Raw genomic sequence first — 10,426 nt, forward strand, 5'->3', positions numbered from 1 at the left:
TATGGTCGCGGACAGTAACGGTACAATCGGCCCGATAGTGTTCGGTACAGTTGGAGCCGCCATGTCGTCTGTCCCTCTCGACCAGATTCCCGCCCCGCATGACGCGGCCACCGTCACGCTCGTCGACCAGCTCGTGCAGTGGGGCCGCCGCCGCATCGAGGAGCGCGTGTTCCGCCCCGGCATGCGCATGCCCTCCATCCGCAAGCTCGCGCTGGACAAAGGCGTGTCGCGCTTTACCGTGGTGGAAGCCTATGAGCGTTTAGTCGCCCAGGGGTATCTGGATTCGCGGCGCGGCTCGGGGTTTTTCGTACGCGAACGGCTCGCGGCGGTCGCGAACGTCACGCCCATCGAGCGGCGCGCGGCAAGCGGCGCGGACGGCGCGGCATCGGCGCAACCGCCCCAGCCGCCGACCATCGACGTGGTCTGGCTGTTGCGCAACATGCTCCACCAATCGACGCATCCGGAAAAAGGGCCGGGGCTCGGCTATCTGCCCGCGCGCTGGCTCGATGGCGAACTGCTGGCGGGCGCGATGCGCTCGCTGGGCCGCCAGAGCGGCTCGCAACTGCTCGGCTTTGGGTCGCCGCAAGGCTTTTTGCCGCTGCGCCAGCAATTGCAGACGCGCATGGCCGAACTGGAGATCGGCGCCACGCCCGAGCAGATCGTGCTGGTCTCGGGCATCACCCAGGCGATCGACCTGCTTGCGCGCATTTACGTGCAGCCCGGCGACACGGTGATCGTCGGCGATCCGGCCTGGTTCCAGATGTTCGGGCGCTTCGCCTCGCAGGGCGCGCGCCTCGTCGGCGTGCCGTACACGCCGGACGGCCCGGACCTCGACGCGCTGGAAGCGCTGGTCGAAACCTGGCGGCCGAAGATGCTGGTCATCAATTCGGTGCTGCAAAACCCCACCGGCACGTCGCTCACGGCGGCGCAGGCGTTCCGCATCCTGCGTCTGGCCGAGCAGTACGACTTCATCGTCGTCGAGGACGATATCTACGGCGATCTCTGCCCATCGGGCTACCCGGCCACGCGTCTGGCGAGCCTCGACCAGTTGCGTCGAGTGATCTATCTGGGCAGTTTTTCCAAGACGCTCGCGCCCAATCTGCGCGTGGGCTACATTGCCTGCGCGCCGGACGTGGCGCAGGCGGTGGCCGACCAGAAAATGCTGGTCGGCATGACAAGCCCCGAACTCAACGAGCGCGTGCTGTTTCGCGTGCTCACCGAAGGCCACTACCGGCGGCACGTCGAGCGCCTGCGCGCGCGGCTGGACGCCGTGCGCGACAAGGCCGCGCGCATGCTGGAGCGCTCGGGCTGCAGGCTGTTCGCAGCACCCGGCGCGGGCATGTTCCTGTGGACCGACACCGGCGTGGACGCCGACGCGCTCACCGCCGCCGGCCACGAAGCGGGCTTTTTGCTGACGCCGGGCAGCCTGTTCTCGCCGCACCAGTCGCCCACGACCTGGATGCGCTTTAACATCGCGAACTGCGCCGATCCGGCGCTGCCGGGCTTTCTGGCCGGATATCTGGATGGTGTGGCGCGGCGCGGCTGATGTAGCTGACCGCACGCGTTCCAACCCCACTTGAAAACACGCGGGCCGCCCTTATATGGGCGGGCAACGCGTCGCGAGCGGCAGAGAACATAAGTTCCGCCCGCGCGCGACGTACGAATCGACTGATCTGCACTGCAACTGCAACGAAAGAGGACTAACGGGCATGGCACAAGAAACCAGGAGCTTTCAGGCCGAAGTGAAACAGCTTCTGCACCTGATGATCCATTCGCTGTACAGCAACAAGGAAATTTTCCTGCGCGAACTCGTCTCGAATGCCTCGGACGCGGCCGACAAGCTGCGCTTCGAAGCGCTCGAAAACAACGCGCTGTATGAAAACGATCCGAACGTGCGCATTCGCGTTGGCTTCGATAAGGCCGCGCGCACCGTGACGATCGAGGACAACGGCATCGGCATGAGCCACGACGAAGCCGTGGCGAACCTGGGCACGATCGCGCGCTCGGGCACCAAGGAATTCTTCGGCAAGCTCTCGGGCGACCAGCAGAAGGACGCCGCGCTGATCGGCCAGTTCGGCGTGGGCTTCTACTCGGGCTTTATCGTCGCGGACAAGATCACGGTGGAAAGCCGCCGCGCCGGCCTGCCGGCCAGCGAAGGCGTGCGCTGGGAAAGCGCTGGCGAAGGCGAATTCTCGGTCGAGACGATCGAGCGCGCGCAACGCGGCACCACCATCACGCTGCATCTGCGCGAAGGCGAGGACGAACTGCTCTCGTCGTACAAGCTCAAGAGCATCATCCAGAAGTATTCGGATCACGTCGGCCTGCCCATCGAAATGAAGGGCGAGGAGTGGGACGCCGAAAAGAGCGAGATGGTCACGAAGGACGAATTCGAGACCATCAATCAGGCCAGCGCCCTGTGGACGCGCTCGAAGAGCGACATCAGCGACGAGCAGTACCAGCAGTTCTATCAGCACCTCGCGCACGATCACCAGAACCCGCTCGCCTGGACGCATAACCGCGTGGAAGGCCGCAGCGAGTACACGCAGCTGCTCTACGTGCCCGCGCACGCGCCGTTCGACATGTGGAATCGCGATCACAAGAGCGGTCTGAAGCTCTACGTGAAGCGCGTCTTCATCATGGACGACGCCGAACAACTGCTGCCCAATTACCTGCGCTTCGTGAAGGGCGTGGTCGATTCGGCCGATCTGCCGCTGAACGTTTCGCGTGAAATCCTGCAGGAAAGCCGCGACGTCAAGGCGATCCGCGACGGCGTGACCAAGCGCGCACTGTCGATGCTGGAAGAAATGGCCTCGGCGCAAACCGACGCCGAAGCGAAGGAAGAAGACAAGGCGAAGTTCGCGACCTTCTGGAGCGAGTTCGGCCAGGTGCTCAAGGAAGGCATCGGCGAAGATCACGCCAACAAGGAGCGTATTGCGAAGCTGCTGCGTTTTGCCTCGACGCATAACGATACGGCTGAGCAGAATGTGTCGCTGGCGGACTACGTCGCGCGCATGAAGCCCGAGCAGTCGAAGATCTACTACGTCACCGCTGACACCTGGCAGGCCGCCACCCACAGCCCGCACCTGGAAGTGTTCCGCAAGAAGGGCGTGGAAGTGCTGCTGCTGACGGATCGCGTCGACGAATGGATGCTGTCGTTCCTGAATGAATTCGACGGCAAGCCGCTCGCGAGCGTCGCGCGCGGCGACCTGGATCTGGGCGCGCTCGACGACGCGGAAAAAGAGCAGCAGGAGAAGGTGAGCGAAGAGCTCAAGCCGCTCGTCGAACAGATGAAGGAAGCGCTCAAGGACAAGGCCAAGGACGTGCGTCTGACGTTCCGCCTGACCGATTCGCCGTCGTGCCTCGTGGCTGACGAAGGCGACATGAGCGGTTATCTGCAGCGCATGCTCAAGGCGGCTGGCCAGCAGGCGCCCGAGATGCAGCCGATTCTGGAAGTGAACCCGGAGCATCCGCTCGTCAAGGCGCTGCACACGGATAGCGCGAGCTTCGGCGACTGGTGCCATCTGTTGTTCGATCAGGCGCTGCTGGCGGAAGGCGGCGCGCTGGAAGATCCGGCGAGCTTCGTGAAGCGTACGAATGCGTTGTTGCTGGCTCGTTAAGCTGAGCCGTTGATAGCGCGATAAAACGCGCCGCTGGGAAACCAGCGGCGCGTTTTTTATTTGGCCTTGCGATCCTTGCTGGACTGGGCGAGAACCGAGGCTGCGAGGGTTTTGGTCTCGTCGGAATACTTGTTGCTGTGCAGGACGACGCTGGCCTTATGTTCCATCGCGGCGCCTGTCTGCTTCGAGGTATGCGTCTGTGCCAGCGCGGAGGCGGCCAGGCTCTTTTTGATCGCTGATGCCCTGTTGTCATGCAAGGTTTCGGCTGCGAGATGGGCGACTTTTTGCGAGGTCCGTTTTTTGTTTTCTGCCATTCGAGTCTCCTGTTGAGTTGAACTGGCAGTGTTCGCCTCCCGGCGCGGCAACACCATAAGAATCGTCCGAACCAGGCGCACCTTCTATAATCCCCGCCATGCCCATCCGATTCGATGCTGCCGACGCGCACTGGCGTGTCGCGCCCCTCGCGGCCTTCAGCGCCGATCAAAAAGACTGGCTCACGCGCGGCGGTTCGCTCACGGCGCATCTGCGTGCGCTCGGTGCAGTCGTTGTGCGCGTGACGCGCGAAGCCGTCGCCATGCCCTGGTCCGACGAATGCGCCGCGCTTGGCCTCGCGCCGCGCGAGCGCGCATGGGTGCGCGAGATCGTGCTGGCCGTCGATGGCGTGCCGTATGTCGCCGCGCACAGTGCAACGCCGCTGCCCGCGAGTCACGGCGTCTGGCAGGCCATGCGGCGATTGCGCACGCGCCCGCTGGCGGAACTGCTTTACACCGATAGCGGCGTGTCGCGCTCGGCGCTCGTGAGTCGGCGCGTGGGCGCGCGGCATCCGCTGCATGCGCTCGCCGCGCACGAGACGGCGGGCGCGGTGCCGCATGCGTTCGTCGCGCGCCGATCGGTCTTCGAGCGGCACGGCGCGCCGTTGCTCGTCACCGAATGCATGCTGCCCGCGTTGTGGGCGCATCTTGCGCGCGATGCGCAACCTGCACGCCATGCACATTCCGCGCATTCCGCCCGCGAGCGCGGGCCGCTCGGCCATACCGCATCGCGCGCGTCGTCGCATCCCCTCGCGCGCTAAGAGGGCAGTCTCGCCATGAGTTTCAAGCGCTGCTTTCCGCCCGTCGTCGATGCGCGTACGCGCGTGCTGATTCTCGGCAGCCTGCCGGGCGAGGCGTCGCTCGCGCATCAGCAGTATTACGCGCACAAGCAGAATAAATTCTGGCATCTGGTCGGCGAGGTGATCGGCGTGGATCTGCCCACGCTCGACTATGAGGCGCGGCTGCAGGCGCTGCGCGATCATCGCGTCGGGCTTTGGGACGTGGTGGCGCAGGCGCGTCGCGAAGGCAGTCTCGACGGCAATATCCGCGATCACGCGGGCAACGATCTCGTCGCGCTGATTGAAGGGCTGCCCGCGCTGGAAGCGATTGCGTTCAACGGCGGCACGGCCGCGCGTATCGGCGAGCGCATTCTTGGTGTGCATGCGCAGCGTTTTCGCCTGCTCATGCTGCCGTCCAGTAGTCCTGCCTATGCGTCGATGAATTTCGCCGCGAAGCTCGTGGCGTGGCGCGCACTGGGCGACATGGTGGGCGAGCCCGTCGATGCGCGCGCATCGAAGCGCGTCAAGCCGTAAGCGCTCTGCAATCTCGTCGCGCTAGCATGGCCTCGCGCACGCCGAGGTGCGCGCCTTGCATCGACAACTCGATGTATCGACGGGACGAGACCACAATGAAAAAGAACCACCGGCTCCTGATCGTTTTACCCTTTCTGTTTGCCTTGAGCGGTTGCGCCTCAGACGACCCGACATCCGCCGGGCCGCACGTTCGCCCGACGCCCGAACAGGTCATGAACCGCTGCCTGAACTCGGTTGCGACATCCGGGTTCGGGCCGCCCACCGAATCGACGCTGAGTTCCTGGCAATGGCGGCGTTACGTCAACTGCAAACTCGGCGGCAATATGTTGTTGAATCCGAAGAAGGTGCCGCTCGACACCGAGGCCGTGGTGTCGATCCGTCTCGCCAGCGACGGCTCGGTCGTCTCAGTAAAGCTGTTGCATTCGAGCGGCAACGACGAGTACGACGAAGATGTCCAGCGCGCCATCGATGCAGCTTCGCCACTGCCTCCGGCGCCGCTCGCCCTGCATCTCACGCGCATCGACATGCATTTTCGTCCGGTGCGCGTGAATCCGCTTGTTTTGCAGAGCGGCGCGCCAGGCACCGCGGCAATCGGCGGCACGAACGCAGGCGTGGGCATCAGCGACGAAACACATTGGCGCGTGAAAAATTGCAATACCGCGCACGGTGTGAGCGAGTGCGATTGAATGCAAACGCGTGCGTTTGTGTCCTGAAAAACGAGGTCGATGCGCGGCGAATGCTATGCTCTCGTTCGCCCGCGCAGATGCGTTCCCATCGCATGTGTTTCCCGCGGCTGAAACGACACCGTAAAACGCAGCGCGAATGGAGTTCAAACGCGCATCTGCACCCGCCCTCACAAGCAAGACATCTTTACATGACGACTCTCATCAAGCGCGCTTCGGCCGAGGCGCGCGCATTCAACAAGACGCCCGCAACGACGACCGCCGAGGCCGTCGCGCCTGCTGCGCCTGCTGCGCCTGAACAGGCAGCGCAGGCTGCGCAAGTCGAAACGAGCGCGCCTCTTGCAGCGCAAACCGACGTGCAAGCGCAAGCCGCTGCACCGGCAGCGAAGCCCGCAGTGAAGGCCGCAGCCAAGCCGGCCACCAGGCGCGCGAGCAAGGCCGCAGCGAAGACCGTCGAGAAGACCGTCGAGAAGCCGGCCGCCGAGTCGGCAGTGAAGGCCACGAAGAAGCCCGCTGCAAAGACCGCAGCGAAGCCCGCAGCCAAGCCCGCTGCAAAGACGGCAGCGAAGCCCGTAGCCAAGCCCGCTGCAAAATCGGCAGCGAAGCCCGCAGCTAAAGCAGCCGCAAAGGAAGTCGCCATGGACGCAGCAAAAGAAGCCGCACCGGCCAAGCCCGCACGCGCAAAGCGCATGAGCGCCAGGACCGCGAAAGCAGCACAAGCCGAATCGGCACCGAAGGTCGAAAAGATGGCGAAGCGTGGCCGCCGCGCCGCCGCTGCCGACGATCTCGACAACGCACCGGTCATCGAAGCGCCGCGCAAGCCGCGTTTCGCGCCGGTCACGTTCTCGGAAGAGAGCGGCGTGCGTTACCTGCACTTCGGTACCGAATGGGTGCAGGGCGCGATGCGTCTGTCGAAGCCGCAGCACATCGAACTTGAATACGCGCAGCAGATGATGGCCTGGCTGCTGTTCCTCGCCACGCCCGCGCGCATCGTGCAACTGGGTCTGGGCGCTGCCGCGCTGACCAAGTTCGCGCACCGCTACCTGCGTCCGGCCAAGGTCGAGGCGATCGAACTGAACCCGGCGGTTGTCGTCGCCGCTCGCACGATGTTCGAGCTGCCGCACGACGACGCGCGTCTGACCGTGCGCGAACTCGACGCGTGGGATTTCGTGCAGGACCGCGCGAACCACGGCTCGATCGGCGCACTGCAGATCGACATCTATGATGCGACCGCACGCGGTCCGGTGCTCGACAGCGTGGCGTTCTACCGCGCCGTGCGCGCGTGTCTCACGGATGCGGGCGTTGCGACCATCAACCTGTTCGGCGACCACCCGAGCTACGTGCGCAACATGAAGCGCCTGAAGGAAGCCTTCGACGGCCGCGTGATCGCGCTGCCCGAAGTGCACGACGGCAACCGCGTTGCGCTGGCGTTCTCGGGCCCGGCGCTCGACGTGAGCTGGACGGCGCTCGACAAGCGCGCGCGTCTGCTCGAAACGAAGCTCGGCCTGCCCGCGAGCAAGTGGGTCAAGGCGCTGCGCGCAGCGAACAAGGAAATCGGCAAGGAAGGCACGACGTTCGCCATCTGATGTTCGCCATCTGACGCTTTTTCCTGCTCAGCAAGAAGTACGAAGCCGGTCCCGTGTTTCACGGGGCCGGTTTTTTTTCGTGCTGTCATATGACAGTGCTTTCGGATAGCTGACAGTTTCCGATCCGAAATGTTCTCGTGCGGTTGGGGTCCGCCCCGGTTGACCCACCGTGATGGCGTGGGTACGCTTTTCAGCGCTTTCGGGGACCTTGCGAGGCACGAGCTCGCGGGCCTGCACCGGCCACAATGAGGCCGCATAACAACATAAGTCGCGAGGAGGAGACGTCATGGCTCACGACGCCGACGCCGCAAAGGCCAGCAAGCACTGGCTCTGGCTGTTGCTGTTGCCCTGGATCGCCATGATCTGGGTGCCGTCGTACAACAAGGTCGAACCCACGTTGTGGGATTTCCCGTTCTTCTACTGGTATCAGCTCCTCTGGGTGCTGATCAGCGCCGTCATCACCGCGCTCGTCTACTTCCGGACCAAGGACCGCTCGAAGGGCGGCAAGACGGGAGGCGCGCAATGAATACCACCGCAACCTTCGTCTTTATCCTGTTCTTTGTCGGCGTGACGATCGTCGGCTTTCTGGCCGCGCGCTGGCGCCGCGGCGATCTCGCCCATCTGGAAGAGTGGGGCCTGGGCGGGCGGCGCTTCGGCACCGTCGTCACCTGGTTCCTGCTGGGCGGCGACCTCTATACCGCGTACACCTTCGTGGCGGTGCCGGCGCTGGTGTTCGGCGCGGGCGCGACGGGCTTTTTCGCGCTGCCCTATACGATCCTGATCTATCCGTTTGCCTTCGTGGTGTTCCCGAAGCTCTGGGCCATCGCCAAGCGCCATCAGTACGTGACCTCCGCCGACTTCGTCAGCGCCCGCTACGGCAGCCGCATGCTGGCGCTGGCGATCGCGGTGACGGGCATCGTCGCGACCATGCCGTACATCGCGCTGCAACTGGTGGGGATCGAGGTGGTGATCGGCGCGCTGGGGTTCGACACGACGGGTTTCGTCGGCGATCTGCCGCTCATCATCGCGTTCGCGATTCTCGCGGCCTACACCTACACCTCGGGCCTGCGCGCGCCGGCCATGATCGCGGTGGTGAAGGACGTGCTGATCTACATCACGATCGCCGTGGCGATCATCGTGATTCCCGCGCAGATGGGCGGCTTCGGCCATATCTTCGCTTCCGTGCCGCCGGCCAAGCTGCTGCTCAAGGCGCCCGATGCGTCGAGCCTGAACGGCTATAGCGCTTACGCGACGCTCGCGGTGGGGTCGGCGCTGGCGCTGTTCCTGTATCCGCACTCGGTCACGGCGATCCTGTCGTCGTCGTCGGGCAACACCATTCGCCGCAATATGGCGATGCTGCCCGCGTATTCGCTGGTGCTGGGCCTGCTCGCGCTGCTCGGCTATATGGCGCTGGCCTCGGGCGTGAAGGACATGCCGCAGTACGCGCCGTACTTCAAGGCTTTCGGGCCGAACTTCGCGGTGCCGGCGCTGTTCCTGCACTTCTTCCCGTCGTGGTTCGTGGGCGTGGCGTTCGCGGCGATCGGCATCGGTGCGCTGGTGCCGGCGGCGATCATGTCGATTGCGGCGGCCAATCTCTACACGCGCAACATCCACAAGGAGTTCATCAACCGCAATATGAATCACGAGCAGGAGACCAATATCGCCAAGATGGTCTCGCTGATCGTGAAGGTGGGGGCGGTGGCGTTCATCCTGGGCCTGCCGCTGACCTACGCGATCCAGTTGCAGTTGCTTGGCGGCATCTGGATCATCCAGACGCTGCCCGCCATCGTGCTCGGTCTGTACACGCGCATGCTCGACTGGCGCGGTCTGTTGATCGGCTGGGCGGTGGGCATCGCCACGGGCACGTGGATGGCGATTTCGCTGCATCTGAAGGGCTCGATCTTCGTCGTGCATCTGTTCGGCATGGACGTGCCCGGCTATGCGGCGGTGTGGTCGCTGATCGTGAACCTGGTGGTGTCGGTGGTGATCTCCGCGCTGGTGCATATGTTCGGTATGCAGAAGGGTCACGACCGCACGCGCCCCGAGGATTATCTGGACGTGCTGGAAAGCTGATCTGCTTTTTTGAACGTCCACGCGACGAAAGCCCGCAACTTCAAGGTTGCGGGCTTTTGTTTTTCTGGTGCACGATGTTTGGCATAACGGCAACTTTCTTCGCGCTATGGCCTTGTCCGATTCCGATTTGCAGGCTCGTCCCGTGCGCCGGCGCTCCAGAGCGGCGCGCATGTGGCGTGCGCTCACCTCGCCGTTTTATCGCTATCGCAATGCGGCTCTCATCCATGCCGTGCGCGTGGGACTGGCGATGCTGGTGTCGATTCTCGCAACCACGGGCATCGACATTCCGCACGGCATCTGGTCGTCGGTCACGCTGCTGGTGGTGATCGGCGGCCTCCAGCATCACGGCAATATTCGCAAGAAGGCCACCGAGCGGGCGCTGGGCACGCTGCTTGGCGCGTTGATCGGCCTCACGCTGATCGTCGTGCAGGCCGTGACAGGGTCCACGTGGCTCACGTATTCGCTGATGTCGATCGTCGCGGCGGTGTGTAGCTACTACGCGATCGGCAAGCCGGGCTACGTGGCGCTGCTCACGGCCATCACGATGTGTATCGTCGCCGGGCATGGCGACAACCTCATCGACACGGGCCTGTGGCGCACGCTCAACGTGATGATCGGCATTGTGATTGCGCTGGCGTTCTCGTTTGCGTTGCCGCTGCATGCCACGTATTCGTGGCGTTATCGGCTCGCCGACAACCTGCGCGATTGCGCGCGCGTGTACGCGCAGATCGTCAGCGGCGCGCATGTCGATGGGCAAACCCAGGTCGAGCAGTTTCGCCGACTCAATACACGTCTCGTGCAACTGCGCGCGCTGATGCCGTCGGTCGCCCGCGAGATCGACGT

The 10,426-nt window shown here is 64.2% G+C and carries 10 protein-coding genes; 9 read left to right on the forward strand and 1 reads right to left on the reverse strand.

Translation table 11 applies throughout. The features are described from left to right. The first annotated feature begins 61 nt into the window (after window positions 1-61). Together VG320_RS26450 and htpG are read left to right on the forward strand one after the other, a co-directional pair. Window positions 62-1,546 (forward strand): PLP-dependent aminotransferase family protein, encoded by a 1,485-nt coding sequence (locus tag VG320_RS26450; RefSeq protein WP_327203028.1) that lies wholly within the window; start codon window positions 62-64, stop codon window positions 1,544-1,546. A gap of 163 nt (window positions 1,547-1,709) precedes the next feature. Beyond that, window positions 1,710-3,617 carry a molecular chaperone HtpG gene (gene htpG / locus VG320_RS26455; RefSeq protein ID WP_327203029.1) on the forward strand — a complete coding sequence of 636 codons (1,908 nt, stop codon included), beginning with the start codon at window positions 1,710-1,712 and terminating at the stop codon, window positions 3,615-3,617. A 56-nt stretch (window positions 3,618-3,673) separates the two neighbouring features. Here htpG and VG320_RS26460 read toward each other — a convergent pair whose 3' ends face one another. After that, a complete protein-coding gene (locus VG320_RS26460) occupies window positions 3,674-3,931 on the reverse strand; it encodes a hypothetical protein (RefSeq protein WP_327203030.1) in 258 nt (85 codons plus the stop codon). A gap of 98 nt (window positions 3,932-4,029) precedes the next feature. Between VG320_RS26460 and VG320_RS26465 the strand changes: the two genes are divergently transcribed. The 7 genes from VG320_RS26465 to VG320_RS26495 form a co-directional block, all read left to right on the forward strand. Then, entirely contained in the window at window positions 4,030-4,689 is a 660-nt protein-coding gene (locus tag VG320_RS26465; protein ID WP_327203031.1) for a chorismate--pyruvate lyase family protein, read from the forward strand. Between the two features lie 15 nt (window positions 4,690-4,704). Next, window positions 4,705-5,241, forward strand: coding sequence for a DNA-deoxyinosine glycosylase (locus VG320_RS26470; protein ID WP_327203032.1), 537 nt, complete (start codon window positions 4,705-4,707; stop codon window positions 5,239-5,241). 95 nt (window positions 5,242-5,336) lie between these two features. Next, entirely contained in the window at window positions 5,337-5,927 is a 591-nt protein-coding gene (locus VG320_RS26475) for an energy transducer TonB (RefSeq protein ID WP_327203033.1), read from the forward strand. Window positions 5,928-6,562: 635 nt separating this feature from the next. Next, on the forward strand, window positions 6,563-7,510 hold the full coding sequence (locus tag VG320_RS26480; protein WP_414696126.1) for a spermidine synthase: 948 nt from the start codon (window positions 6,563-6,565) through the stop codon (window positions 7,508-7,510). A gap of 286 nt (window positions 7,511-7,796) precedes the next feature. After that, entirely contained in the window at window positions 7,797-8,036 is a 240-nt protein-coding gene (locus tag VG320_RS26485; protein ID WP_327203034.1) for a DUF3311 domain-containing protein, read from the forward strand. Beyond that, window positions 8,033-9,583, forward strand: coding sequence for a monocarboxylate uptake permease MctP (mctP, locus tag VG320_RS26490; RefSeq protein WP_327203035.1), 1,551 nt, complete (start codon window positions 8,033-8,035; stop codon window positions 9,581-9,583). The genes VG320_RS26485 and mctP overlap by 4 nt, the downstream gene beginning before the upstream one ends. Before the next feature lie 106 nt (window positions 9,584-9,689). Beyond that, a partial coding sequence (locus tag VG320_RS26495; protein WP_327203036.1) for an FUSC family protein occupies window positions 9,690-10,426 on the forward strand: 737 nt, incomplete at its 3' end.

The organism is Paraburkholderia sp. (assembly GCF_035948235.1).
Classification (GTDB): domain Bacteria; phylum Pseudomonadota; class Gammaproteobacteria; order Burkholderiales; family Burkholderiaceae; genus Paraburkholderia.

What these genes read in the sequence shown, in the direction of transcription:
- VG320_RS26460 (WP_327203030.1), bottom strand. Translation starts at nt 3,931, where the DNA reads ATGGCAGAAAACAAAAAACGGACCTCGCAAAAAGTCGCCCATCTCGCA.
- VG320_RS26475 (WP_327203033.1), top strand. Translation starts at nt 5,337, where the DNA reads ATGAAAAAGAACCACCGGCTCCTGATCGTTTTACCCTTTCTGTTTGCC.
- VG320_RS26450 (WP_327203028.1), top strand. Translation starts at nt 62, where the DNA reads ATGTCGTCTGTCCCTCTCGACCAGATTCCCGCCCCGCATGACGCGGCC.
- VG320_RS26485 (WP_327203034.1), top strand. Translation starts at nt 7,797, where the DNA reads ATGGCTCACGACGCCGACGCCGCAAAGGCCAGCAAGCACTGGCTCTGG.
- VG320_RS26470 (WP_327203032.1), top strand. Translation starts at nt 4,705, where the DNA reads ATGAGTTTCAAGCGCTGCTTTCCGCCCGTCGTCGATGCGCGTACGCGC.
- mctP (WP_327203035.1), top strand. Translation starts at nt 8,033, where the DNA reads ATGAATACCACCGCAACCTTCGTCTTTATCCTGTTCTTTGTCGGCGTG.
- VG320_RS26480 (WP_414696126.1), top strand. Translation starts at nt 6,563, where the DNA reads ATGGACGCAGCAAAAGAAGCCGCACCGGCCAAGCCCGCACGCGCAAAG.
- htpG (WP_327203029.1), top strand. Translation starts at nt 1,710, where the DNA reads ATGGCACAAGAAACCAGGAGCTTTCAGGCCGAAGTGAAACAGCTTCTG.
- VG320_RS26465 (WP_327203031.1), top strand. Translation starts at nt 4,030, where the DNA reads ATGCCCATCCGATTCGATGCTGCCGACGCGCACTGGCGTGTCGCGCCC.